General features: G+C 65.7%; 25 protein-coding genes and 1 tRNA gene. 12 read left to right on the top strand and 14 right to left on the bottom strand.

Annotated features, from left to right (window positions below):
• Window positions 1–70 precede the first annotated feature (70 nt).
• The 9 genes from CN97_RS08860 to CN97_RS08820 form a co-directional block, all read right to left on the bottom strand.
• On the bottom strand, window positions 71–754 hold the full coding sequence (locus CN97_RS08860) for an aspartate/glutamate racemase family protein (RefSeq protein ID WP_035709984.1): 684 nt from the start codon (window positions 752–754) through the stop codon (window positions 71–73).
• On the bottom strand, window positions 747–1,676 hold the full coding sequence (locus CN97_RS08855; RefSeq protein WP_035710165.1) for a 3-hydroxyacyl-CoA dehydrogenase NAD-binding domain-containing protein: 930 nt from the start codon (window positions 1,674–1,676) through the stop codon (window positions 747–749). Before CN97_RS08855 ends, CN97_RS08860 begins: the two co-directional genes overlap by 8 nt.
• 76 nt (window positions 1,677–1,752) lie before the next feature.
• Window positions 1,753–2,475 carry an amino acid ABC transporter ATP-binding protein gene (locus tag CN97_RS08850; protein ID WP_035709983.1) on the bottom strand — a complete coding sequence of 241 codons (723 nt, stop codon included), beginning with the start codon at window positions 2,473–2,475 and terminating at the stop codon, window positions 1,753–1,755.
• A 2-nt stretch (window positions 2,476–2,477) separates the two neighbouring features.
• Entirely contained in the window at window positions 2,478–3,134 is a 657-nt protein-coding gene (locus tag CN97_RS08845) for an amino acid ABC transporter permease (protein WP_035709981.1), read from the bottom strand.
• Window positions 3,131–3,751, bottom strand: coding sequence for an amino acid ABC transporter permease (locus tag CN97_RS08840; RefSeq protein WP_035709978.1), 621 nt, complete (start codon window positions 3,749–3,751; stop codon window positions 3,131–3,133). Before CN97_RS08840 ends, CN97_RS08845 begins: the two co-directional genes overlap by 4 nt.
• A gap of 70 nt (window positions 3,752–3,821) precedes the next feature.
• The gene (locus CN97_RS08835) at window positions 3,822–4,580 is read right to left on the bottom strand and encodes an ABC transporter substrate-binding protein (protein ID WP_035709977.1); all 759 of its coding nucleotides are present in this window, start codon (window positions 4,578–4,580) and stop codon (window positions 3,822–3,824) included.
• 267 nt (window positions 4,581–4,847) lie between these two features.
• Entirely contained in the window at window positions 4,848–5,918 is a 1,071-nt protein-coding gene (locus CN97_RS08830; RefSeq protein WP_051911092.1) for a threonine ammonia-lyase, read from the bottom strand.
• A gap of 110 nt (window positions 5,919–6,028) precedes the next feature.
• Window positions 6,029–6,508, bottom strand: coding sequence for a RidA family protein (locus CN97_RS08825; RefSeq protein ID WP_035709974.1), 480 nt, complete (start codon window positions 6,506–6,508; stop codon window positions 6,029–6,031).
• 87 nt (window positions 6,509–6,595) lie between these two features.
• Entirely contained in the window at window positions 6,596–7,360 is a 765-nt protein-coding gene (locus CN97_RS08820; RefSeq protein ID WP_035709972.1) for an HpcH/HpaI aldolase family protein, read from the bottom strand.
• Between the two features lie 415 nt (window positions 7,361–7,775).
• On the opposite strand from CN97_RS08820, the gene CN97_RS19830 reads away from it, so the two are divergent.
• Window positions 7,776–8,333 (top strand): TetR/AcrR family transcriptional regulator, encoded by a 558-nt coding sequence (locus tag CN97_RS19830; protein WP_169743191.1) that lies wholly within the window; start codon window positions 7,776–7,778, stop codon window positions 8,331–8,333.
• A 453-nt stretch (window positions 8,334–8,786) separates the two neighbouring features.
• Here the strand turns inward: CN97_RS19830 and CN97_RS08810 are convergent.
• Window positions 8,787–8,862, bottom strand: a tRNA-Val gene (locus CN97_RS08810).
• Between the two features lie 412 nt (window positions 8,863–9,274).
• Here CN97_RS08810 and CN97_RS20615 point away from each other — a divergent pair.
• From CN97_RS20615 to CN97_RS19825, 8 genes are all read left to right on the top strand, one after another.
• Window positions 9,275–9,865 (top strand): hypothetical protein, encoded by a 591-nt coding sequence (locus CN97_RS20615; protein WP_156969581.1) that lies wholly within the window; start codon window positions 9,275–9,277, stop codon window positions 9,863–9,865.
• A 290-nt stretch (window positions 9,866–10,155) separates the two neighbouring features.
• Complete coding sequence (locus CN97_RS08805) at window positions 10,156–11,325, top strand: acyl-CoA dehydrogenase family protein (protein WP_088217471.1); 1,170 nt, start codon at window positions 10,156–10,158, stop codon at window positions 11,323–11,325.
• Window positions 11,326–11,347: 22 nt separating this feature from the next.
• Window positions 11,348–12,448 (top strand): LLM class flavin-dependent oxidoreductase, encoded by a 1,101-nt coding sequence (locus CN97_RS08800; RefSeq protein WP_035709970.1) that lies wholly within the window; start codon window positions 11,348–11,350, stop codon window positions 12,446–12,448.
• Between the two features lie 22 nt (window positions 12,449–12,470).
• Complete coding sequence (locus tag CN97_RS08795) at window positions 12,471–13,487, top strand: ABC transporter substrate-binding protein (protein WP_035709968.1); 1,017 nt, start codon at window positions 12,471–12,473, stop codon at window positions 13,485–13,487.
• 10 nt (window positions 13,488–13,497) lie between these two features.
• Entirely contained in the window at window positions 13,498–14,691 is a 1,194-nt protein-coding gene (locus CN97_RS08790) for an ABC transporter permease (RefSeq protein ID WP_242685256.1), read from the top strand.
• Window positions 14,685–15,497, top strand: a complete 813-nt coding sequence (locus CN97_RS08785; protein WP_088217470.1) for an ABC transporter ATP-binding protein — start codon at window positions 14,685–14,687, stop codon at window positions 15,495–15,497. The genes CN97_RS08790 and CN97_RS08785 overlap by 7 nt, the downstream gene beginning before the upstream one ends.
• 35 nt (window positions 15,498–15,532) lie before the next feature.
• Complete coding sequence (locus CN97_RS08780) at window positions 15,533–15,997, top strand: YcnI family protein (RefSeq protein WP_051911090.1); 465 nt, start codon at window positions 15,533–15,535, stop codon at window positions 15,995–15,997.
• Window positions 15,998–16,148: 151 nt separating this feature from the next.
• The gene (locus CN97_RS19825; protein WP_051911089.1) at window positions 16,149–18,014 is read left to right on the top strand and encodes a copper resistance CopC/CopD family protein; all 1,866 of its coding nucleotides are present in this window, start codon (window positions 16,149–16,151) and stop codon (window positions 18,012–18,014) included.
• 477 nt (window positions 18,015–18,491) lie between these two features.
• Here the strand turns inward: CN97_RS19825 and CN97_RS08770 are convergent, their stop codons facing one another.
• Entirely contained in the window at window positions 18,492–19,085 is a 594-nt protein-coding gene (locus tag CN97_RS08770) for a nucleoside deaminase (protein ID WP_084684062.1), read from the bottom strand.
• A 181-nt stretch (window positions 19,086–19,266) separates the two neighbouring features.
• Here CN97_RS08770 and CN97_RS21195 point away from each other — a divergent pair, with 181 nt between their 5' ends.
• A complete protein-coding gene (locus tag CN97_RS21195; protein WP_035709964.1) occupies window positions 19,267–19,560 on the top strand; it encodes a hypothetical protein in 294 nt (97 codons plus the stop codon).
• 106 nt (window positions 19,561–19,666) lie between these two features.
• Here the strand turns inward: CN97_RS21195 and CN97_RS08760 are convergent, their stop codons facing one another.
• The 3 genes from CN97_RS08760 to CN97_RS08750 form a co-directional block, all read right to left on the bottom strand.
• Window positions 19,667–20,623, bottom strand: a complete 957-nt coding sequence (locus CN97_RS08760; RefSeq protein WP_242685255.1) for a dihydrodipicolinate synthase family protein — start codon at window positions 20,621–20,623, stop codon at window positions 19,667–19,669.
• Window positions 20,620–21,342, bottom strand: coding sequence for a ribonuclease activity regulator RraA (locus CN97_RS08755; RefSeq protein WP_035709962.1), 723 nt, complete (start codon window positions 21,340–21,342; stop codon window positions 20,620–20,622). The genes CN97_RS08760 and CN97_RS08755 overlap by 4 nt, the downstream gene beginning before the upstream one ends.
• A 979-nt stretch (window positions 21,343–22,321) precedes the next feature.
• The gene (locus tag CN97_RS08750; RefSeq protein WP_051911088.1) at window positions 22,322–23,062 is read right to left on the bottom strand and encodes an SDR family NAD(P)-dependent oxidoreductase; all 741 of its coding nucleotides are present in this window, start codon (window positions 23,060–23,062) and stop codon (window positions 22,322–22,324) included.
• A gap of 121 nt (window positions 23,063–23,183) precedes the next feature.
• On the opposite strand from CN97_RS08750, the gene CN97_RS08745 reads away from it, so the two are divergent.
• Entirely contained in the window at window positions 23,184–24,311 is a 1,128-nt protein-coding gene (locus CN97_RS08745; protein ID WP_035709961.1) for an ABC transporter substrate-binding protein, read from the top strand.
• 41 nt (window positions 24,312–24,352) lie between these two features.
• A complete protein-coding gene (locus CN97_RS08740; RefSeq protein ID WP_035709959.1) occupies window positions 24,353–25,240 on the top strand; it encodes a branched-chain amino acid ABC transporter permease in 888 nt (295 codons plus the stop codon).

The following is a 25,240-nucleotide window of genomic DNA, read 5'->3' as shown; positions in this document are numbered from 1 at the left end:
TGCAGCATGGGGCAGGCAAGGACTGTCGTCCCGTGCCCCGGAAAAGCACCTCACCGCGCAGTGCGGCTTTTCAAAGGCGCTCGAAAAGATCGCGCAAGGCACGTACCGCCGAGCCGGGGGTGGTGACCACCGGGAAGGGCAGATCCGCCAGCCCCGGCGCGGCGCGGGCGAGAGAGAACTGCCCCAGCACCAGCACATCCAGCCCCCGCAGCCCCCGGCAGGCGGCCTGCACCGCCGCGTCATGCGCCTCTGCGTCGCCCGCCTTGAGCGCGGCAAGGGCGCCGGAAACCAGCACCGGGGTGATGTCCAGTGGCACTCTGGCACGGGCAGCCTCGGCCTCGAGTTCAGCCGAGAGCGAGGCCAGAGAGGGTTCAAAGGTCACGCAGAGGCCGACCCGCGGCCCAATGGCCAGCGCCTCGCGAAAGGCCGCCTCATTGGGCTTGAACACCGGGATCGGCAGATCGTCCCGCACGGCGTCGATTGCCGGGCCAAAGGCCGAGCAGGTGAACAGGAGAGCGCGCGTCGGCCCGCTGCTGCCCGGATGATCGGCGGCATATCGGCCGAGCGCCTTAAATCGCGCGACAATCCCGGCATCGCAGTGCCCGGCGGCGGCGCGGTCGGGCGCCAGAGAAGTGTCCAGCAGATCGAAGGTCGCCGCCTCCGGCCAGATCTGCGCAAAGGCCGCGCGAATGGGCAGTACCGATTCCTCCAGCGCATGGACCAGCGCAATGCGCGGCGCGGCAAGGTCAGACATCAAGACCCCCTTTGGCTTTCAGAATGGCGATGAGCTGCGCATCGCGCGCCGTTTCCAGGTCCTGAATGCTGCGCCCGCGCGTTTCGGCGCCAATGCCCGCGATCAGCTTTTCCTTGACTGCCTCTGTCAGGGCGGGCTGGCCGAGGCTGGCCCAGCGGCGTTCCTGACTGGCGCCCAGATGGTCCAGATAATGCGCCATGCCGCCTGCGCCGCCGCCCAGATGATAGCCCATATGCGCGCCCACCACCGACCAGCGCAGGCCCGGACCATGGACCAGCGCGCGATCCACGTCCTCGACATCGGCAATGCCCTCGGCGACGATATGCACCGCCTCGCGCCACAGCGCGGAGGCGAGCCGATTGGCGATATGCCCGACCGCATCCTTGCGCAGGCTGACCACCTCCCGTCCCAGTCCTCTGTAGAAGGCAGCCGCGCGCTGCCGAACCGCGTCATCGGCGGCAAAAAGCTCGACCAGCGGCATCAGATGCGGCGGATTGAAGGGATGCGCGGTCACGATGCGCCGCGCGTCAGTGCCCGCCTCGGCGGCCAGATCCCGCCAGATCAGCGAGGAGGTGGAGGAGGAGATGATCGCGTCAGTGGGTGCTGCGGCAAAGATGTCGCGATAAAGCGCGCGCTTGACCTCCAGCCGTTCGGGGCCGTTCTCCTGCACGATCTGCGCCGTACGGACGGCCTGTTGCAGCGTCGGGGCGATGCTGAACCGCCCGGTGGCGGTCTGCCCGCCGCCCAGTTCGCGCAGCTGCGCCAAGGGATGCTCCATCGCCTCGGCCATGTTTTCGCGGGCCGCGTCCGAGGGATCCCATGCGATCACGTCATGGCCGTGAAAGCGCAACAGTGCCGCCCAGCTGATGCCGATCAGGCCGCAGCCGATCACGGCGACGCTTGCCCGTTCCAAGGCGCTCATCGCCGCGCCGCCCCACATCGCGCGGACCAAGTTCCGATCATCACCGGTTCGACCTCCTTGTCATGTTCCGCGCGGCTTACCGCTGCAACAGCCGGCGCAGGAAGTCCTGCGTGCGCTTTTCCTGCGGGTTTACGAGAACCTCTTTCGGATCGCCTTCCTCGACGATCACGCCCTTGTCGATGAACAGCACCTTGTCGCCGACGGTGCGGGCGAATTCGATTTCATGCGTCACCACGATCATGGTCAGCCCCCCTGCGGCCAGGGTGCGCATCACCTGAAGCACCTCGCCGACCAGTTCGGGGTCCAGCGCCGAGGTCGGCTCGTCGAACAGGATCACCGAAGGATCGGTGGCGACCGAGCGGGCGATGGCCACGCGCTGCTGCTCGCCGCCCGACAGCGATGGCGGATAGACCGTCATGCGATGCCCAAGACCCACCCGTTCCAGCAACTCGCGCGCCCGTGCCTCGGCGGCCTTGCGCTCGACGCCATGCACGTAGATCGGCGCTTCCATGACGTTTTCCAGCACGGTGCGATGCGGAAAGAGATTGAACCGCTGGAACACCATCGAGACATGTTTGCGCAGCGCCTTGGCGGATTTCGGATCGACCCTGGTGTCGCCCACGATGATGTCGCCGCCCTGATAGGTTTCCAGACCGTTGATGCAGCGCAGCATGGTCGACTTGCCGGAGCCGGAGGGGCCGATGATGCAGGTCACCTTGCCTTCGGGAATATGGGCGTTGATGCCGCGCAGGACCTGGACGGTGCCGTAGGACTTCTGAACGTTCTTGAACTCGATCATTTTCAGACCTTTCGGGAGATCCGGCTTTCCATGAAGCGGACCACGAGAATGAGGGGGGCGCAGATCGCGCAATAGAGCAGCGCCGCCTGCGAGAAGACTTCCAGCGTGCGGAAGGTCTCCGCCGCGATGATCTGGGCCTGCCGGGTGATTTCGGCGACGGTGATCACTGCGCAGAGGCTTGAGTCCTTGATCGCCATCACGATGGAGCTTCCATAGGGCGGCAGGAAGCTCCTGACCGCCTGCGGCAGCACCACGCGCCGCATCATCAGGGCCTTGCTCATCCCCATCGAGCTCGCCGCCTCGAACTGACCCTTGTCGAGCGCCTCGATGCTCAGCCGCATGTTTTCGGCCATGTAGGGGGCATGTGAAATTGCCAGCGCGAGGATCCCCGCCGCGACCGGGGGCAGGTCGATCCCGATCACGGGAAAGACGAAATAGACATAGTAGATGAACACCAGCGTCGGGATACCGCGCAGCACGACCACCAGAACGGTGTTGCTGGCCGTCAGGATCGGATGTTCGCCCCACCGCATCGCCTCGATGATCAGCCCGAAGACGGTGGCAAGCGCGATGGCGCCGAAGGAGATGATCAGCGTCAGGTAGAGACCGTTCAGAAGGTCGGGCATGAAGCCCAGCCAGTTATCGAATATCTGGGTCATTTGCGTTCCATCCGCCGGATCAGCACGATCAGCGGCACGCTGATGGCAATGTAAAGGAGCGCCAGCAGGCTGAAGATCTCGACGCTCTTCAACGTGGACTGGACGAGAAGATACGCGGTGCGCGAGATTTCCGGGACCGCGATAACGGAACCAAGCGAGGTCGTCTTGAGGATCATCACCACCACATTGGCATAGCCGGGCAGCGAGGTCTTGATCGCCTGCGGCAACACGATGCGCCGCGCCACCAGAAGCTGCGGCATGGCCATCGCGGTCGCGGCCTCGAACTGGCCACGGTCGATGGCCAGGATGCCGGCGCGGAACACCTCCGCCATATAGGCAGAGAAGGCCAGGCCCAGGCCGAAGACCACCGCCCAATAGGGCGTCAGCACGATGCCGATATCCGGCAGCAGAAAGAAGATGTAGAAGATCTGGACGAGGATCGGCACACTTCTGACGAAGAGGACGAAGGTGGATGCGAACTGCGCAAGCACGGGAACTTTCAGCCAGATCAGCATCGCCCAGACCACGCCGAGCAGCGTCGCGAGCACCAGCCCGCCCAGCCACAGCAGCAACGTCGTCCATAGTCCCGCGTAAAACAGCGGCAAGTATTCGAACATTGTCGTCACCTTGATGTCTGGGGTGCTCCCAACCCGGGTGGGTGGGAGCACCAGAGCCGGGGGTAAGCCGTCACGGAGCGATCTGGACGGAAATACCCCACTTCTTGATGAGCTCGGCCAAGGTGCCATCGGTCTTGATCTGGGTGAGGATCGGGTTCACCCGATCCAGTATCGCGGTGTCGCCCTTGCGCACCGAGAAGGTGTAATATTCGGTGAAGAAGGGTTCGAAGCCTTCGACCCATTCCATCTTGTAGTCCGGATTGGCTTTCATCATCCAGTCGGCGATCGGCATGTCGACCATCGCGCCGTCGATGCGGCCCAGCGACAGGTCGCGCAGCGTGTCCTGGATGGAGCTGTATTGCTCAAAGGTCACACCGATCTTGCGGCCTTCGGCGATGGCGCTGTTGCCGATGTTCGTGCCGATCCTGGCGGTCTTCATATCGTCATAGGTGGCAAGCTTCTTGGGATTGCCGGCGGGGACGAGCAGGCCCTGGTGAAAGCTGTAGACCGGCACCGCGAAATCGACGACCTTCGACCGTTCCTCGGTGATCGAGAAGGACGAGGTGATGATGTCGATCCGGCGGCTCTGCAGCGCCGGCACCAGCGAGGCAAAATCAACCGTTTGCAGGTCGAATTCGAACCCTCCGCGCTTGGCGACCTCGTTGGCGATGTCGAGCATGAAGCCACTCATCGTATTGGTCTTGGGATCGAGAAAGTTGAACGGCACGCCGGTGGCCGTCGCCCCGGACTTGATGACATCCGCGGTGGCAGGCGCCCCTGCAACCAGAACGGCGAAGGCGGCGGCCTTCATGATTTTGATCAGACCCATTTCAAACTCCCTGTTGTGCGGGCTGTCGGTTGTGGTGGCTCTCCGCGTTTTCGCGGATGGTTGGTGGTTCGTGGAAGCGGCCCGGAATGGGCTCATCCGGATTGAGCGCCGCTTCCCTTATCGCTGTTCGTGCCAGATTTCTTAAACTGACCTATTAGTACAGTAATCCCGGAAAACAGGCGGCCGTCAATATATCTGCCGGCGATAATGCCTTCCGTTCAGGCAGTGCCGATTTCTACGGCACATCCTTCTCAAGTGCCGCCGCGCTCAGCTGTCGTTTGGTGTTTCCGGAGCACCGGCCGGGTTCCCGGTCAGCGCCTGCGCGGCCAGAGCGGCGTCAACATTCGCCCCGGAGGCGACCACCGCGACGGTCCGCCCGCGCAACGCGAAGCGCCCGCTGAGCACAGCCGCAAGGGCGGCGGCACCGCCGGGTTCGACGACCACCCTGAACTCCTCGAAGGCGAATCGCATGGCGCGCAGCACCTCCTCATCCGTCACCGCCAAGGCCCCGGAGAGCGTGTGGCGCAGGATACCGAAGGTCAGATCGCCCGTGGTGCGCGCATTGAGCGAATCGCAGATCGTCGGCGGCCCGGGCGGGATGGTGACGCGTGCGCCCTGTGTCAGGCTTTCGGCGAGATCCTCATAGCCCACGGGCTCGACGCCCCAAAGCTCGGTCGTGGGCGACAGTGTCTTTACGGCGATGGAGGTCGCGGCCAGCAGGCCCCCGCCCGAGCATCCGGTCAGCACCGCATCAAGACGCGCCTCCCCCATCGCGGCGGCCTGCTCCACCAGTTCCATCCCGAGCGTCGCCGCGCCGGCCAGGACGCGGCGGTCCTCAAAGGGCGGAATAAGCACCATGTCGCGCTCCGCCGCAGTCCGGGAGGCAAGCTCGCGCGACGAATGCACACGCCAGTCATGTTGCTCGACCGTCGCGCCAAGCGCCCGTGTCCGCTCGACCTTCACGGCCGGCGCCCCCTCCGGCATCAGGATGAGCGTCCGGATACCGAAGCGGGCCGCGGACCAGGCGACCGCCTGCGCGTGGTTGCCCGAGGAAAAGGCGATGATGCCCCGTGCCCGTTCCTCCGCCGTCAGGGCAGAGATCCGGTTGAGCGCACCGCGCACCTTGAAGCTGCCGGTGACCTGAAGCCCTTCGGCCTTCACCAGAAGCCGCCCGCCCAGCAGCGCATTCACGCGGGCGCTTTCCAGAACCGGCGTACGCAGGAGTGCATCGCTGCGGGCCTCCAGGATTTCGGACCAGGAGGGCGGGCGCAAATGCCAGGGCGCATCGGGCGCGACCGAATTCAAAGAAGCAATCGCCGGAGAGGCGGAAAGGGGCATCTTGACGGCACCTTGTAAGGGGCGCGGCCAGGCTCGCAGAGCGCCGGCGGCACCGGAATCTGTTACGGCTTCGCCCAGTGGAACCGGGCCACGGGCGATAGACCTCGGCCCTAACCGCGGGGTTCGGCCGGGTCAGGACGCACTTGTATGATTGCTTCGACCTCGACGCTGACGTTCAGCGGAAGCGAGCCCATGCCGACGGCGGACCTTGCATGGCTGCCCCGTTCCCCCAGCACCTCAACCAGAAGGCGGGAGCAGCCCTCCATCACCTGCGCCTGCTCGCCAAAGCCCGGCTCCGCATTGACCATCCCGGTGATCTTGAGAAATTCGATATCGTCGAGCGACCCGGTGATCTCCTGTGCCACGGCGAGAAGATGCAGGCCGCAGAGCCTGGCAGCTGCGGCGCCCTGCTCCGTACTGACATCCGTGCCGACCTGACCGACCAGGAAGCTGCCATCCGGCAGGCGCGGCACCGCGCCCGACAGGAAGACCAAGTCTCCGGCGCGCTTGAAGGGCCGGTAGGCGTATTTCGGGGACGAAACCGGGGGAAGCGTGATCCCGAGATCGGCGAGTCTGTCGGCAACCGGCATTGTGAAGAACCTTCTCGATTATCGTGGCCGCCGCAGCACGGCGGCGTCCGTCTGGAGATGTGGACACTTATGGGCCGCCCGAGCGGCTCAGCCTCCGGCGGGACAGGCGTCGAGCGCGGCCCGCGCGCCCTGCTGCATGAAGAACCCGTCGCTGCCGATCGTCGCCAGCCCGAAGCCGGCAGCGCGCATCCGGTTTGCATAGGCGGCGCTGAGCGTATGGATCCCCGTGAATTTCCCTGCCGCCTGCGCGGCGGCCCGAACCCGCTCGAACGCGGCCAGCAGTTCCGGCTCGTCACGGTCGAAAGCCGGTCCGAAGCCAAGAGAGAAGCCCAGATCGCTCGGCCCGATATAGGCCCCGCTGACGCCGGGAACCGCGAGGATCTCCTCGGCATTCTCCAGCGCCTCGCGCGTTTCGATCATCGGCAGAACCAGCAACTGGTCATTGGCGAAATGGTGATAGGGCACATCGGTCGCATAGCCCGCGGCCCGATTGGGCCCGAAGGACCGTGCCCCCTGCGGCGGATAGAGGCAGGCATCGACCAGCGCGCGCGCCTGATCGGCGGTGTTGACCATGGGGCAGATCACGCCCCAGGCGCCCGCATCCAGAACCTTGCCGATGATCCCCGGTGCATTCTCCGGCACCCGCGCCATCGGCACCACCTTGGACCCCGCCATGCCCTGAAAGCAGGCCACGAGGCTCTGATAATCCTGCACCCCGTGCTGAAGATCCACCGTCAGGCTATCCCAGGGCAGCCGTGCCATCAGTTCGGCAGAATAGGCGCAGGGAAGCGAAAGCCAGCCGTTCCGAATGAACTGACCGCTCGCAACCATGGCCTTCAGCTTGCTCGACATCGCACTTCCCTTCCTGTCTGCGCGGGCACGGTCAGGACCGTGCCCGAGGCGCTTTTCGGTAATTACTGACCTTTTGGTGCAGTAAATAGCCGATTCACTGGCTGTCAAGAATTTCGCGGCTGGACGACGGAGATCTTGCACGGTTCAGGGCAGGATGGTGCGATTTGCATAAATGTTAGGCGAAATATACATCCATCTCGCGGAGTCATGCCCCGACTCGCGGCGGGATTCGCGCCGCCCTGCCGCCGATCTCGGAAAGCCGGGCGTGGACGCGGGGCCATATATCTCGGGAGACGCGGTTGAGTTCATACCGAGATTCGCACTAGAGTTAATCGCCGGAACGCAGTTCCGATTTTGCCATCAGAAACGAGCTCCCATGAATTCGCCCTCGAAAAGCCCAACACAAGGCCGGCCCGTGCGGCGGCGCGGGCGCCCCAGTTCGCGCGCGGATCTCCTCGACAAGGCGTTGGAATTGATCCTGGAACGCGGCGTCGAAGGGCTGAGCTTCGACAGTCTCGCCCAGCATTCCGGCATCAGCAAAAGCGGTGTCATCTATCACTTCCCCAACCGCGAGGAGCTGAATCGCGCGGTGCGCGCCCATGTGCGCCAGCGTTACCTTCAGGCCCGTCACGAGGCGACGGAAAGCCTTCCCGACAGCAAGACCAAAGCCCTCATGGGCTGGGCGATTTCCTCGCTCGAGAAGCGATCCAAACTGGATGAGGTCAGCGCCAAGATCATGACCTCCGGCATCTGGGACGCGAGCGAAGGGCGCGAGCACCACAAGGAGCGCTTCTCAGCCATGAGCAAAGGCGCCGGATTCAACCGCGCCGCCCTCGCCTATCTGGCCATCGAGGGGCTCTGGTTTCTCGATCTCGCCGGGTTTACGCCCTTTGAGACCGAAGAGCGCGCCCGAGTCTCTGCCCTGCTGCTCTCGGTGATCGACGATCCCGCCTTCGATCATCTCGACGAATAGTACAATCAGCAGGGCGAAGGGACGATACGGTCCGTCTGGCCGAGTTCCCGACGCGTGACGCTCCTTGGGTAGCGCGACAGGCTTTCATGCACAGACCCCGTGAACGGAGCCGGGAGCCGCATGGCCGCGTGACATCGATACCCAATGCGACATTCTGCTCTCCGCCGGCAGGTCCAATCGCAAGATCAGCTGTGCCCGCGCGCCTCTAGGCGTCGATGTCCCGGGACGGACCTTCATAGTGACGGACGTACCCGAACTCCATGTCTAGCAACGGAACTCTCTCCGACCGATCGGCGAGCGCAAGCAAGGATTGGACCGATCCTCCGAGCTGCTCCGGCAAGCCAATCGCTGGGATGCAAGCAGACCTGCTCATCCCGGTGAGCCGATGTTCTGAGGTATGTGCAACTTTCAACAGATTGCCGATAATCGCAGTCACACCAAGTTATCGAAAAATGGTGGGTCGTGACGGGTTCGAACCGCCGACATTCTCGGTGTAAGCGAGACGCTCTACCAACTGAGCTAACGACCCTGACACCGACCGTTTAGCGATGACCGAACAGGCGCGCAAGCCTCCGTTTCACGGCGCTCCCCATCGACCGACCCGCCGGAACTCACCTACCAAGGATTTCCCTGACCGAGAACATGCACGTTCAGGAGAACTTAGGCATCAAGCCCCGCGCGGGGCGGTGGTCCTTGGCACCCGCGCCTCGACATATCAGCGACGTGTACGCAAAGACCGGGAGGAAGGCGGCACCTGCCGATGCCCTCCCAGCATTTGCAGATGCACCGAGCCCGTTCTCTCACGGACAAGAAGGGCCAATCCGCATGAGAGAGGAGAGGGAGACACCTCGGCACTCAGCCAGCGTTCTGACCGGATCCAGGGCTTCGCGGCCAAAACGGACAGCGTCGCTCCTCACCATTCGCGACAACATGCGGGTACGATGGCCATCGCGCGCGAGAAAATCCTGGCACCTTCGACCTTCGACCTTCGACCTTCGACCTTCGACCTTCGACCTTCGACCTTCGACCTTCGACCTTCGACCTTCGACCTTCGACCTTCGACCTTCGACCTTCGACCTTCGACCTTCGACCTTCGACCTTCGACCTTCGACCTTCGACCTTCGACCTTCGACCTTCGACCTTCGACCTTCGACCTTCGACCTTCGACCTTCGACCTTCGACCTTCGACCTTCGACCTTCGACCTTCGACCTTCGACCTTCGACCTTCGACCTTCGACCTTCGACCTTCGACCTTCGACCTTCGACCTTCGACCTTCGACCTTCGACCTTCGACCTTCGACCTTCGACCTTCGACCTTCGACCTTCGACCTTCGACCTTCGACCTTCGACCTTCGACCTTCGACCTTCGACCTTCGACCTTCGACCTTCGACCTTCGACCTTCGACCTACCGGAACATGTGACGGGAGGCCGATGCAAGGCCTTACAGGCTCGCGGTCCGGCGTTCATCATCGGCTTTTGGTTCGGCACGTCTCGCTGCGTCCCCTCCGGTATTTCACGGGCGACGGCCTGACGGGCGGAGCGGGTATCGCCGAAGGGCCATGCGCGAGCTGATGAGCGACCTGCCCTTCCGCCTCTCCAGAACGAAGCCCTGCTGCCCGGCGTCCGTCTCAAGGCTTTGTGCGGCGAGATGTCCAACCGGCGCAGCCGCCGCGCAGGCCCGCAGCGTTATCGCGGAAAGGATTCTCCCCTGTCGTCAGCGGCGGTAGGAGAGAGCTTCTGTTCCTGACGGATCTTTGGAATGGGATGAGGATCACGTTTCTATAATATAGTTTGCCGATGGACTAATAGAACGGAACAACCATGCTGATCTCGGCCTTTCCGACCCCGGCGTCCCCCGACGCGACCGGAGACCATGCGGACCGCGCCGCCGCGCTTGGCGATGCCTTCGCCCCCTGGGCCGCGGAGGATGATCGCGCGGGCGCCTTCCCAACCCGCCAATTTCGCCGTCTCGCGGAGGAGCGGCTGCTCGGCCTGACGGCGCCGACCGCCTTCGGGGGCGCTGGCGCGGGGCTTGGGCAGGCCGTGGCGGTCATCCGCGAGATCGGCCGGGGCGATCCTTCCGCCGCCCTGATCCTGGCCATGCATTACATCAACCTCGCCACGCTGCCGAAGGGCCGCTGGTCACCTGCGCTGCTGAACACGGTGCTGCGGGCGGGCGCACGGGGGGCGCTCATCAACGCATTCCGGGTAGAGCCGGATCTTGGCACACCACTCCGGGGGGGGCTGCCCGCCACCATCGCGCGGCGCACGCCGACCGGCTGGTCGCTGTCGGGGCGCAAGATCTACTCCACCGGCTGCGAGGGGCTGACATGGGGCCTCGTCTGGGCGCGTACGGACGAGGCGGAACCGCGCGTGGGACAGTTCCTCCTCCCGCTCGCCAGCCCCGGCGTGCGTATCGAGCGGACATGGGACACGCTGGGCCTGCGCGCCTCGGGTAGCCATGACGTGGTGATGGAAGGAGTGCAGCTTCCCCTCGAACATGCCGCCGACATCCGACCGCCTGCCGAATGGGGGGCGCGGTCCGATGAGGCGGCGGTCTGGGGCACGCTGCTGATCGGCGCGATCTATACTGGCGTGGCAGAGGCCGCGCGGGACTGGATCGCCGGTTTTCTCAAGGAGCGGGCGCCGGCGAACCTCGGCCATCCGCTCGCGGATCTGCCCCGGGTGCAGGAGCAGACGGGAGCCATCGCGGAGCTGATCGCAACCTCCCGCCGGCTTATCGACAGTGCGGCACGGGACAGCGACAGCGGCTCCCCGCCCACTGCGGCGGAAGCGGGTCTCGTCAAGCATCGGGCGACCGAGAACGCAATTGCGGCGGTGGAACGTGCGCTGAAGCTCGGCGGCAACCACGCTATCGCGCGGCGGAACCCGCTCGAGCGGCACCTGCGCGACGTGCTTTGTGGACGCATCCATAGCCCGCAGGAAGACACCATCCTCATCGCCGCCGGGCGCATCACGCTCGACCGCTGACAGTCTCTGAAAGGATCCTCCCATGACCGTTGAATTCATCGGCTTCATCGGAAACCACAACGCTTCCGAAACCATCCCCCGCAGCGGCCCGGTCATTGACCGCGAGTTCATCCGGGCATCTGCGGCAATTCACGAACAGGCCGGGTTCGACCGCGTCCTGCTTGCATTCCACTCCTCCACGCCGGAAAGCCTGCATGTCGGACAGTATGTGGCCCATCACACGCGGCGGCTGAAGCTCATGCTCGCGCATCGGCCGGGTTTCGTGGCACCGACGCTCGCGGCGCGGCAGCTCGCCACGCTCGACCATCTGACCGACGGGCGCGTGGCCGTTCATATCATCACCGGCGGCAGCGATGCGGAACTGGCGCAGGATGGCGACTGGCTGACCAAGGACGAGCGCTACGCACGCACCTCGGAATATCTGGACATCGTCCGGCAGGAATGGACGGCGGCGTCGCCCTTCGACTACCGGGGGGAATTCTACCGCATCGAGGGCGGGTTCTCGGACGTGAAGCCCGAAGGGCCCGAAGGCGTGCCCGTGTACTTCGGCGGCTCCTCCCCGGCGGCGATCGAAGTCGCGGGGAAACATGCCGATGTCTATGCCCTCTGGGGTGAGACCTATGCGCAGGTGGCCGAAACCATCGCCGCCGTGCGGGCCGCGGCGGCGCCCCATGGCCGGACCCCGCGTTTCTCCCTGTCCCTCCGCCCCATTCTGGGCCGGACGGAGGACGAAGCCTGGGCCAAGGCGGAGCGGATCCTTGCCCGCGCCCGGGAACTCCGCGCTGCAGGCACCGGGCAACGTCTGGTCAACGTGACAGCGGGCGCACCGCCGAACGAAGGCTCGCGCCGCCTGCTGGCCGCCGCGGCGCAGGGCGGGCGGCTGGACAAGCGCCTCTGGACAGAACTCGCGCAGCTCACCGGCGCCAACGGCAATTCCACCTCGCTGGTCGGCACGCCCGATCAGGTGGCCGATGCGATGGTCGATTACCATCGCCTGGGTATCGACACCTTTCTGATCCGCGGCTTCGACCCGCTGGCCGATGCGCTCGAATACGGGCGCGATCTCATCCCGCGGGTGCGGGCGCTGACCTCCGCAGGAGCGCAGAGCCATGCCGCAGAATGACACCCCTTACCGGAGATCACAGATGACGACGACCCGCAGAAGCCTGCTTAGAACCGCCGCAGGCGTGGGCCTGGCCGCCCCCTTCCTCGGGCTGGGGGTCGGATCCCTCGCCCGGGCGCAGGCGACAGCCGGCCTGAAGCCGATCAAGTTCGCCTCCAACGCCTCCGCCATCTGCCTCGCGCCGGTATTCGTCGCCCGCGACCATGGCATCTTCGAGAAACACGGGCTGGATGTGGAGATCGTGAACTTCGGCGCATCCACCGAGGCGCTGCTGGAAGCGATCGCCACCGGCAAGGCCGACGGCGGCATCGGTATGGCGCTGCGCTGGCTGAAGGCGCTGGAGCAGGGGTTCGACGTGAAGATCACTGCGGGCACCCATGGCGGCTGCTCCCGCCTCGTCACGTTGCAATCGACCGGGATCACCGAACTGTCGCAGCTCAAGGGCAAGACCATCGGGGTGACGGACCTTGCCGCGCCGGGCAAGAACTTCTTCTCCATCCTGCTGCATCAGTCGGGGATCGACCCGGAGACCGATGTTAAATGGCGCGCCTTCTCCAGCGACGTGCTGGAGATCGCGGCGGAGCGGGGGGAAATCGACGCCATCGCGGATGGCGATCCCCGCGCCTACTTCTGGCTGAAGGACACGCCGGGCAAATACGTGCAGGTGGCCTCGAACCTGGATCACGGGTTTGAAAACCGCGTCTGCTGCATCGCGGGCCTGTCAGGTAGCCTTGTGCGGGACGATCCGGCGACGGCCAAGGCGCTGACCCGCGCGCTGCTGGAGGCGCAGGACTGGACGGTGGCACGACCGGAGGACGCCGCAAAAGCCTTCCTGCCGCAGGCCCCGCGCGGCCGCACCGTTGAGGATCTGGTGGCCGTGCTGAAGGACCAGACTCACGACCATTCCCCGACCGGCGGCAACCTGAAGACCGAGATTGCGCAATACGCGACCGAACTGAAGCAGATCAACATCTTCCGCCGCTCCACCGACCCCGAGCAATTTGCCGAACGGGTCTATGCCGACGTTCTGACGGCCTGAAAGGGAAGACATGTCATCCATTGATTTTCCCGGCGGGTCGGGCGCGGTGCGCGCCAGACCCCTCCCCACGGGAACCAGATCCGTCCTGACCGATCCCACGGACACGGACGGCCCCGCCTCGACGGCGCCCGAGAGGACAGGTTTGCTCCCGCCGCACCCCTCCCAAGACGATGCGACCGGCGCGAGCACTGCCGGGGCGCCGGCCGGCCTGCAAACCGGCACTGCTGCGCGGCACCTTCCCCGCGACGCCGGTTCCCTGTCGCCGGCGCAGCCGACAGTGGTGCTGGCGGGGCTTCTGTGGCTCGCCGCTGCGGCGCTGCTGGCGTGGTGGCCGGACCTGACGTTCCAGCCGCTTGGCCGGGAGCTCACGGCGCTGTGGATCGGAACCGGCGCGCTCCTGATCCTGCTGGGGCTCGCGGGCGACCGGCTCGGGCGGGTGGGACGCTGGACGCGGGCGCGTGGCCCCTGGCTCGCCGCCATAGCCCTTTTCGCCGCGGTCTGGACCGTGGTGACCGCCAAGACAGGCTGGCTGCCCCAGCCCTTCTTCCCCACCCCGCAGGCCATGCTGGAGGTGTTCCTCTATGACTGGCCGAAGATCCTGCACAGCGCCTCCTTCTCCGTCTGGCTGCTGGCCAAGGGGTTCTTCTTCGGGGCCACAGCGGGCTTCGCCATCGGCATCGCCATGGGCTGGTCGCGGAAGGTCAGCTACTGGGCCACGCCGCTCCTGCGCTACATCGGGCCGTTGCCGGCAACGGCCTGGCTGCCGCTGGCCTTCTTCATCTTTCCGACCTCCGGCTCTGCCTCGGTCTTTCTCATCGCTTTCTCCACGGCATTCCCGGTGGCGGTGCTCACCTGGTCGGGCGTGGCGGCGGTGAACCGCGACTATTACGAGATCGCCCGCACCCTTGGCGCCTCTCCCCGCTTCCTGATCCTCAAGGTCGCGATCCCGGCGGCGCTGCCGCATGTATTCGTGGGCCTGTTCATGGGCCTGTCCACCTCGTTTGCCGTGCTGGTCGTGGCGGAGATGCTGGGGGTGGAGGCTGGTCTTGGCTGGTATCTGCAATGGGCGCAGGGCTGGGCCGCTTATGCCAACATGTATGGCGCGCTCTTCGTGATGGCGGCGATGTGCTCGGGCCTCATCACCCTCCTGTTCCGCATCCGTGACAGGGTTCTCGTCTGGCAGAAAGGAGTTGTTCGGTGGTAGTCCATCAGAAGATCGCCCCCCAGGGGTCCGCGGAAGCGGAAGCCGCACCCGCGGGCCGCCGGATCGACGTGGCGGACGTCTCCCACCACTTCGATCTTGAAGGCGCGCCGCTAGCGGTGCTGGACGATGTGTCGTTCTCCGTGGAGCCCGGTGCCTTCGTGGCCCTCCTCGGCCCCTCGGGTTGCGGCAAGTCCACGCTCCTGCGGCTGATCGCGGGGCTCGATCATCCCGCAGCGGGCCATATCCGCGTGAATGGGGAGGAGGTCGGCGATCCCGACCCCTCGCGCATCCTCGTCTTTCAGGATCCGACGCTTTTCCCGTGGCGCACGGTACGGGCGAATGTAGCGCTCGGTCTGGAGGCGCAGGGCATCCTGAAATCCGAAGGCCACCGCGTCGATGCCGCGATCCGGCTCGTCGGGCTTTCGGGGTTCGAGGCCGCCTATCCCCATCAGCTCTCCGGCGGCATGGCGCAACGCGTGGCGCTTGCCCGTGCGCTGGTGAACCGGCCGAACCTGCTGCTGCTCGACGAACCGCTGGGCAAGCTCGACAGCCTCACGCGTCTCGCCATGCAGGCGGAACTGGTGCGGCTGTGGGAGCAGACGGGGCTGACCGCCGTGCTCGTGACGCATGACGTGGAGGAGGCGGTATTCCTCGCCCAGCGGGTGCTCGTCTTCGGCCCGCGTCCTGCGCGGATCGTGGCCGATCTGGCCGTGGATCTGCCCTATCCCCGCCGCCGGGGCGATCCCCGCCTCGCGGAATTGCGCCACCAAGCGCTCGGCCACCTCGGCCTGGAGGCAACTTGGTGACCTCCCCGTTTCTTTCGATTTTCTTAGGACATGCCATGACCCTTCGTTTCGTCACCTATCCGGCGCTCTTGCCTGCGCTGCTCCTCACAGCACTCCCCGCCGCGGCCCATATCCATGTCTCCCCCACGCAGGCCAGCGCGGGCCAGACGGTGGAGATCGCGCTTGAAGTTGGTCACGGCTGCTCAGGCGCTGCGACGACCGCGCTCCGCGTGGCCTTGCCGGAGGGGCTCTCGAACATCCTGATTACGCCCCGTCCGGGATGGCAGGTCGAGACGCCCGGGGAAGGCCGCGTGACCGAAATCCGCTGGACCGGCGGCCCCCTCCCCGACGGCACGAAGCAGAAGTTCGCCTTTGTCGCGACCCTGCAAGGCGAAGGGCTGGCGGCGGGTGATCTTGTCCTGCCGGTGGTGCAGGTCTGCGGCGATACCGTGGTCCGATGGATCGACGGGGCGGACAGCGATCACCCGGCGCCGCGCCTGCGCATCGCCCCCGGATCGTGATCTCACCTCTCCCGCACAACCGCTGCCTGGCCGCCGTCGCCCTGCGGCACCTTTCTTCCCCTCTCCGGGGAAGCCGGGGGCGGCGGAGTTTCGCTGTTGCCGCCCGTTCCCACATGCTCGCTGATCCTCCACATGCTCGCTGATCCTCCACATGCTCGCTGATCCTCCAGGCTCCCGGCCTTTGGCCGGTCGCCTGCATCTTGTCGCGCTGCTTGTCTCTGCGCTGCTCTTGCCGTCTCTCCTTCCTGGGCGGGTGGAGGCCCATGCGGGGCTGATCTCCGTCACGCCTCCTGACGGCATCGTGCTGGAGATCCCGCCCTCTGAGCTCACCCTCACCTTCGATGAGCCGGTGCGCCCGCTGGTGGCACGGTTGACCGCGCCCGACGGGCGGACGGTGATGCTGGAGGGTGCGCGTGTGGAGGGTGACCGGGTGATCTGGCCGCTCCCCGCGCTGCCGGGCAAGGGCAGCCATGTCCTCTCCTGGCGCGCGACCGCCGCGGACGGCCATGCCCTGTCCGGCGGAACGGTCTTTTCCATCGGCGAGGCAAGCGGCGGAGCCTCCGTGGACACCGGCACACCCCTTGCCACCCGCCTCGGCCTGTGGATCGCACGCACGGCGCTGCTGGCCACGACGCTGCTGGCCGTGGGGAGCCGTGTTTTCGCGGCCTTTTCAGGCGGGCGGCACTGGCGGGCGGGCAAGCGGGCGGTGCTGATCGGCCTCGCGCTCGTGCCGATTGTCGCCGGGTTGCAGGGGCTGGACCTGCTGGGTCTGCCCCCCGCCGCACTTCTGACCGCCCCACCCTGGGCGGAAGCCATGACTGGCCCGGCACGGCTCGCCTTCACCCTCACCGCGCTGGCATTGCTGGTCTCGCTTGTCGGGGGAGATCGCGACACCGCTGCCAACCTCGCCGCGCGGCACAACCCCGAGAACGGCCCGGGTTCGGGCCGCGCGCGCCCTGCGCCGGGCGGACCATTCGGGAAGCGAACACAGGAAACAAGTCTCACGGCGCCTGGCAGAAATTCCGCCCGTCTGGTCTCCGTGTGGCATGACCGGCAAGACGCCACTGCCATCGCCGCTGCCACCACCCCTGTTGCTGCCATGGTCACCACCGCGCCCCTCCCCGCCGGAGCCCCTGTCGCGGCGGCGCGGCGGCCAGCGGAAATCACGCGCGGCCCCGCCCCTCGCACGGCAGAGAGGGCCTCGGCCCTCCTCGCCCTCGGGTTGACGATGGCGGCGGCAGTGGTCACCGGCCATGCCGCGACCGCCCCACCGCAACTGCTGATGCGCCCGGCCGTCGCCCTGCATGTCCTCGGCGCCGTGCTCTGGCTCGGCACGCTGGTGCCCCTTGCGGCCAGCCTCAGGGCGGGGGAGCTCACCCCCCTTCGCCGGTTTTCCGCTGCGGCTCCGGTCGTCGTCGGCCTGCTGGTGGCCAGCGGCGCAGCCCTCGCTGCGGTGCAGCTCGGCCGGGCGGAGGCGCTCTTCACCACCGCCTATGGCAAGGTGCTGCTGGTGAAACTGGCGCTCGTCCTTGGCATGCTGGGGCTGGCGGCCCTCAACCGGCTCCGCTTCTCCGCCTCGCCGAAGCTCCTGCGCCGCAGCATCGCCGCAGAGGTGGTTCTGGGGCTCCTGGTGATAGCCACCCTGTCGCTCTGGCGCTTCACGCCGCCCCCTCGCACGCTCCCCGCCCCCCTGATCCCCGCGGTTCAGCAGATCACGTTTCCGGGCGGTGACGGCCTTTCTGCCCGGCTGACCGTCGCGCCGGGTGTGGCCGGACCGGTCACGGTCGTGGTGGACGATGTGCGGCGCGCGGGTCAGAGCTTCGCCCCGCCCGCAATCCACATCGAATTCTCCAAGCCCGCCTACGGTCTCGGCCCGTTCGCCCAAGATCTCCAGCCGGGCCAGCCGGCCCGCTTCGTCCTGCCCCTCGACGGGTTCTGGGTCGTCCGCTTGACGCTTCGCCTGTCGGATTTCGAGAACCGCGAGACGAAGGAGATCGTCACTCTCACACCCCGTTGACCGTCCCGCACCCCAGACAGAGCCGGCACCGCTCCCCCCGAACCCGACGATCATCGGCGGCATCTTCAACGAACCCGCGCCTCTCTGGAAGACAAAGGGCTGTCTGCCAACAGGGGCAGCTATTGCCCCTACGGTCTTCGCGCAGCCCCGGCCAAGAAGGAAGAACCCCCCTCAGCAAAATCAACGGTCTGTGGCGCGCCTCTCGACCGATATGAAGAGAGGTTTATTCCGGCCCGGCGGAATGGATATATCGCCTGTCTGTCCATGTTGACGGGCGGGAGCTGAACAGTTCGCGGCTCGCGCCCACAAGGCCAGGCCGTCATGCGCGCTGGCCTTCGCATGGGCGAGATCTCGGGGTGAAATCCGGATAGGAAAGGCATGCAGCACCTCCCGTATCGCCTGCCGGCATCCCTTCTCACCCCGAAAACTCTCACCAATGCCGCGGAAGACCCGCGACGACACCGGTGCACCGGTGCGTCAGTTAAGCGGGATGGCATTGCCGGTCTTGCCGGACTGATAAAGCGCCGATAGCCGGTCATATTCCGCCGCGATCGCCCGTGCCCGCTCCTGCAAGGTCGCGCGCTCATCCTCCGGGGCCTGTGCGATCAGCCGGGAGATGGCGCGCGACTGCCAGAAGGCATTCTCCCGCGCATATTCTCCGGGGCCAAGGGTGAAGACTTCCTTCAGGATGCGCAGGTCATGCGGGATCGCAAACGCGTCGCGGCTGTCCTCATGGCTGAAGAAATAAAAGAAATTGTCGAACCCCGTCCATGTGATCGCCGACAGGCACATCGAGCACGGCTCATGCGTCGAGAGGAAGATCAGGTCGCGGGTATCGGGCCGGTCCTCTTCTGGCAGTTCGTAGAACAGCTTCAGCGTATGGACCTCGCCATGCCAGAGCGGGTTGGCCGTCTCGTTGTTCGTACCGGCGATGACGAGCCGCCCCGTCGTCTTGTCGATCAGCGCGGCGCCGAACACCTTGTTGCCTGCTTCCACTCCCGCACGGGTGAGCGGCAGGATATCGCGCTCCATCACAGTCATCAGCAGGTCAGCCAGATCAGGCCGTTCCATGAGAGACACTCTTTCCTCCTCCACCATCTTGGACAGTCCTATAAACCATTAAACCCGCGGGAGAGGCCACCCCCGCCCCGCATTCGCGGTACTCTCTGAAGTGGCCGCATACGCTGCCATCTCAACCGCGTTTTGGAACGACGGCGCCCGTGGCCGCTTTGCTGGGTGAGCGAATTCGCTGATGGTGCTGGATACCTTGAAACGACTGCAGCGCGACCGGGCAATCACCATGGTGCTGGTCAGCCATGACCTTGGCGTCATTCGCACCATGCCGGACCGGGTCATGATGCGCCGGGGCCGCGTGGTCGAGCAGGGACTCGCCGACCAGATCTGCGGAAGAAGCGCCTTTTCGCGGCCCCGAAGTGCGTCGGGCGCTCATCTGCCTGTGCATGCGCGGCCATCTCTGCGCCCTGATGCGGGGGTATCGCCCGGCGCCCGCCTCAGGCATGTGACAGCAACACGACCGTCCGGGTGACCACGACGTGTGCAGACCCTTTGAACCACCCTCATCCTGACGCTCCGTAGTTGCGCCGCAGACGCATAGCTCCCGCCGCGACAGGCGTTGACGGGAGCACAGCGCGTCAGACCTGCGCACGGGCATCCTTCCGGGCGAGGCGGACAAGCAGATAGTCGATCTCCGCCCGTCCCTGCGGGGTAAGGGACGACCCCGGTTTGCGCTGAATATCATTCGCGATCGCCCCCCGCCGCATGAGCAGGTATTTCCGCACGGCCAGCCCGATCCCCGCCTGCTGCTCCATGCGGATCATCGGTAGATGTGCGTCGAACAGGTCATGGGCGGCGTCCCGCTCTCCGCTGCGGTGAAGCCGGTCCAGCTCCACCAGCATGTCCGGGAAGGCATAGCCCGTCATTGCCCCATCGGAGCCACGCCCGGGTTCCAGATCGAGAAACAGCCCGCCATTCGCCGTCAGGATGGAAAACGGCCTGAGCGCGCCGTCCGCCTGCAGGCGACGGATGGCGGACAGCTTCTCAAGCTGGGGCCAGTCCTCCGCCTTCAGCATGATGCAGGACGGGTGTTCCGCCATCAGCCGCTGGATCATCGGCACCGACAGCACGACCGAAAGGGTCAGCGGATAATCCTGCAATGCCCATGGCGTGTCCGGCCCGATAGCCTCCACGGCGTTGCGGAAATGCGCGGCAATCTGCTCGTCCGAGCGCAGCGCGGCATGACCGGCAACCATGACACCCGCCGCGCCCAGATCCATCGCCTCCTTCGCCAGCGCCTCCATCGCGGCAAAGGATGGGTTGGATACACCGACCACGACCGGCACCCGCGCACGCGCGATGACCCGGCGCGCGATCTCCCGGCTCTCCTCCGGTGTGAGTTTCTGTGCCTCCCCCATGATGCCGAGGATGGTGATCCCGGTCGCGCCTGCGTCTTGATAGAAATCAGTCAGGCGGTCGAGGCTGTCCCAGTCAACTGAAAGATCGGCATGGAATGGCGTCGCGGCGATCGGGTAGACGCCCTTCGTTTCGGCGTTGAAGCCGATGGCGGGCGCGCTCTGGCCTTGAACGTTCACGTGTCTGCCGCCCGAAAGGCCGCATAGCGCGCCTTGGTTTCCTCGTTCATCGGGTAAAGCCCTGGCAGGGGCACGCCGCGGTCGATCTCGGTCATGATCCAGGCTTCCTGCGCCTCCTGCTCAGGAGCCGCGGCAAGCACATCCTCCAGAAGCGCTGCGGGGATGACGACCGCGCCGTCGTCGTCCACCACGATGATGTCGCCGGGAAAGACTGCCACGCCCCCGCAGGCGACCGGCTCCTGCCAGCCGACGAAGGTCAGACCGGCCACGGAGGGTGGCGCCGCGATCCCGCTGCACCAGACCGGCAGATCGGTTCCGAGGACTCCCGCCGCGTCGCGCAGCACCCCGTCGGTGATGAGCGCCGCGACACCACGCTTTTGCATCCGAGCGCAGAGGATATCGCCGAAGATCCCCGCATCCGCCACGCCCATGGCATCGGCAACGGCGACGCACCCCTCAGGCATCGCCTCTATCGCCGCACGGGTGGAGATCGGCGACGCCCAGGAGGCGGGCGTGGCCAGATCCTCCCGCGCGGGCACGAAGCGGAGGGTGAAGGCGCGCCCGACAATCCGCGGCTGACTGGGGCGGATCGGCCGGGTGCCCCGCAGCCAGACATTGCGCAGCCCCTTCTTCAGCAGGACCGTGGTCAGCGTCGCGGTGGATACGCCTTTCAGCGTCTCCACGACGGAAGGATCAAGCGGAGCAGTGTCGGCGGCCATGTGAACTCCTTGTCATCTGCATGGGTAGCAAAAGCCGCGGCGGCAGGTGGCCGCGGCCGTCTTCACCTTCTTCTAAGCGGCGGGCAAAGCAAAGAAAACATGCCTTCTCCGTCCGGTGGAATATCAATGCGATGCGCTGAAGACATCCGCTGGGGGCACGGCGCCCGCCTACGGCCCGACAGAGTGCCGAGTTCACGCGCCCCCTCTCCTCCGGCGGGTTCGGGCAAGGCACCCGCGCGAAGGTCCGTCTGCTGTTCTTAGGGCCTCCCCAGGCAAGTCAGATGACACTCCGCCACAGCTCCGCCATGACGACGCCGTGCACTGGTCGATCACCATGCGCAGGTCGCTCGCACGTCATGTTGAACAACGCACCGTCGACTACTCGGCGCTCCTGCGCGACGGCGACCACCTGCGCACATACGGGCTCGCGTGTGTTACGCGTCCCCACCGTAGCCTTGGTCGATGGGCCGATACTCCCGCGCGACGCGCTCGCACGCAGCAGGAACGCCTTCTCGCGCCCTGATCTACAGGATCGGCAGGCTCGTGGGTGCTGGAAACCCCGGACGCGGATCTGACGCGCCATGCCGTGGCCCGGGAGGCGTAGGCTTTGCCTGCGGGCGCGACCAGCGCTCCATATTGCATTGCGCGTCCCAGCCCTTCGATCCGCCGGGAATACCAGACCTTCATCGACTTTCATGTCCCGGTGCAAGCAACGGGACTTCGGCGTTTTTGCTCGCGCGAACGGAGCGCGCAAGGATGTCGGTATGCTGGAAGCAGTGCCCGAGGGGCCCCTTGTCGGTATGACGCTGGACCGCTTCCTGGCCAGCTTCGAAGAGAGCAGTCCCCAGAAAAGCTACATCCGCCAAGGCGAACACTCCTATCGCACCACCGGAGGACGATTGTTATCCGACCAGCACGATCTCGAGCGCAAGCGGGTCCATCGTCCTGGGGGGAGAACATGCCGCGTTGCCAAGCTGTGTCATGCCACCGTCCTGCCCGAATCCAAGGTCAGCAGTGACCCTGTCATATGCGGCATGGCGTCGCTCAGCGCAAATGCGACATAGCGGCCCAGCTCCTCAGGATCGACAGGCGCGCCCATCGGCAGGGCTGCCGCCGCGGCCTCCAGATGGCCGGGGAGCGCTTTGGCCAGCGGTGTGGCCGTTGTTCCCGGCACCAGCGTATTGACACGAATGCGATGCGGGGCCAACTCCAGCGCCAGTTGCCGCATCAGCCCATGCACGCCGGCCTTGGCGGCCGTATAGGGCGTCAGCCCCGCCATGGCCCGCAGCGCCGTCGATGAACCGGTGGCGATGATCGAGCCGCCCTGCCCCTGAGCTACCAGCGCTCGCGCCGCCGCGATCACCGTGTTGTAGGTGCCGGTGAGGTTCACCGACACAACCCGATCCCATTCCGCGTCGTCCAGCTCCAATATCGGCGTTTTTGCCAGCGCCACGCCGGCATTGGCAACCATCGCGTCCAGCCGCCCGAAACGCGCCAACGTTCCGTCTATCAGATCGGCAAGTTGCGCGCGGGCGCAGATATCCGTCACCTTCCAGTCGACCTCCGCCGCCCCTGCGAGCGCGCTCGTCCGGGCCAGCCCCTCCTCATCCAGTCCAGCCAGCATCAGCCGCGCGCCGAGATCGGCGCAGGCCAGCGCGATGGCGCGCCCGATATCCGATTCGGCACCTGTCACGACCACCACCTTCTCATCCAGTCGCATTGGAACCCTCATAATGATGCACGAGCCATATCGTACGATAGTGATCGTATTTTCGAAAATACAATATTGAATTGAAAATTATTCTTGTTATCGTCGTAGGGCAATCCACAGGGAGGAACAGATGGATTCGCGGAGGATTTTTCTGGGCGTCGCTGCGGCGACAGCCCTGCTGACAGCCATACCCGCCACAGCGCAGGACAAGGCGCCAATCAAGCTGGGGGCGATCCTGTCGACCACGGGCGGTCTCGCCTCGCTGGGACTGGCAGAGCGCGACGGCGTTCTTCTGGGCATCAAGACAGTGAACGCGCGCGGTGGCGTAGCCGGCCATCCGCTGAAGCTGATACTGGAGGATGACGGATCGAACCCGGACGCGGCGATGAGCAAGATCAACATGCTGGCCCATTCCGAAGGCGTGGTTGCGGTTATCGGCCCCTCCGGTATCGCCCAGACCGTGGCGATCGGCGCCATCACCCAGCGCGAGGAACTGCCGGTGCTGGCCTTCACCGGCCTTGGTCCGGCGGTTGAGGCCAAGCGCAACTGCGTGCTGCATCTGACCCCGGCGCAAGAGCTGAACGCCCGCGCCCTTCTCAGCTATGTTCGTGACCATGGCGGCAAGAAGATCGGTGTCCTGCACGATTCCGGCTATGGCCAGGTGGTCTGGGGCGCGATGCAGAAGCTTGGTCCGGAATTCGGCGTCGATTTCGTCGCGGTCGAAAAATTCGAGCTTTCGGCTACCGATGCCACGCCGCAGGCCGCCAAGGTCAAGGCTGCCGAACCCGACATGGTGATCGTTCTCAGTTCAAACGCCACCGGATTTCGCAATCTCCGGCAGGTCGGCCTGAGCCAGCCAATTGTCTCGGTTCATGGCACGGCGCTTTACGACGTTGTGCGGGCGATGGGCGATGCGGCGGATAACGTGGTCCATGCCGAATTCCTGATCGCCGAGGACCCGCAGCCCTATCAGGCCGAATTCGTGAAGGCTTTCGAGGCCGAATACGGACGGCCGCCCAAACATCTGGAGGCCGCCGGTTGGGATGCTGTCATGGCCGTCACTGCCGCGCTGGAAAAGACCGGGCCGGAACCGGAGCAGGGCGCGCTCTGCGAAGCGTTGCGCGGGCCATGGCCGGGTGCCTTCGCCGCTTATGACTTCTCCGCCGCCGACATGGGCGGGCTGACACTGGCGAGCTTCAACTACTCGCTGCTGACCAAGGGACAGTTCAGCCGCCTGCCCTATCGCGCCGCCGACTGACGGCGACGCTCTCCGCGCAAGCCGCGCCAAGGGAAGAGATCATGACACCCACATTGATGTGGCAGGCGGTTCTGGCCGGCCTGGCCAATAGTTTCATCTATGCGCTGGTCGGGATCGGCATTGCCGTGATCTTCAAGGGCACACGCATCATCAACGCCATGCAGGGCGATTTCGCGGTGATCGGCGGCATGGTCGCGGTCTATGCCGTCTCGCTGAGCGGGTTGCCCTATCCCGTGGGCTTCGTGGTCGGCATCGTGGCGGGCGCTGCAACCGGCTGGCTCATCGACCTGCTTTGTGTGCGGCCGATGATGCGTCGCCATGCCGAGGAGGACGCCTTTCTGCTGCTGACGATCGGCCTTGCCTTCACGATCGGCGCCGCGGTGCTGTATTTTGCCGGGCGCGATGCGCATCTGCTGCCGGGTATCGGCGGCTCCGGCTCGGTGGAGATCTTCGGGGCCTATATGCCGATCCATGCCATCTGGCTGATCGTGATCGCGCTGGTCATGGTCGCGGGGCTTTGGGCCTTCTACCGCTTCTCGATCATCGGGCTGTCGATGACGGCCGCGTCGATCAGCCCGGAAGGGGCCGCAACCAACGGCATCAACGTCGCGCGGATGCGGGGCTACACCTTCTTGCTGGGCGGCGCCATCGGCGCGTTGGCCGGCATCCTTGTGACGCCGCTGATCGCCGTCAGCTACCAGATGGGGCTCGGCATCACCCTGAAGGGTTTCGCGGCCGCCATCCTCGGCGGCCTCACCAACCCGCTGGGCGCCCTGCTTGGGGGTCTTGTCATCGGCCTCAGCGAGGCGCTGGCCGCTGTGGGCCTGTCGTCCGGCTACAAGGACGTGGTGGCGCTGGGGATCATGCTGGTGATGATGGTGCTGCTGCCAAACGGCCTGCTGGGCCGTGCCGGACGCAAGGGAGGTTGA

The organism is Haematobacter massiliensis (genome assembly GCF_000740795.1).
GTDB classification, from domain to species: Bacteria; Pseudomonadota; Alphaproteobacteria; order Rhodobacterales; family Rhodobacteraceae; genus Haematobacter; species Haematobacter massiliensis.
The sequence above is the reverse complement of the archived record's forward strand: the minus strand, read 5'-3'. Positions and strand labels throughout refer to the sequence as shown.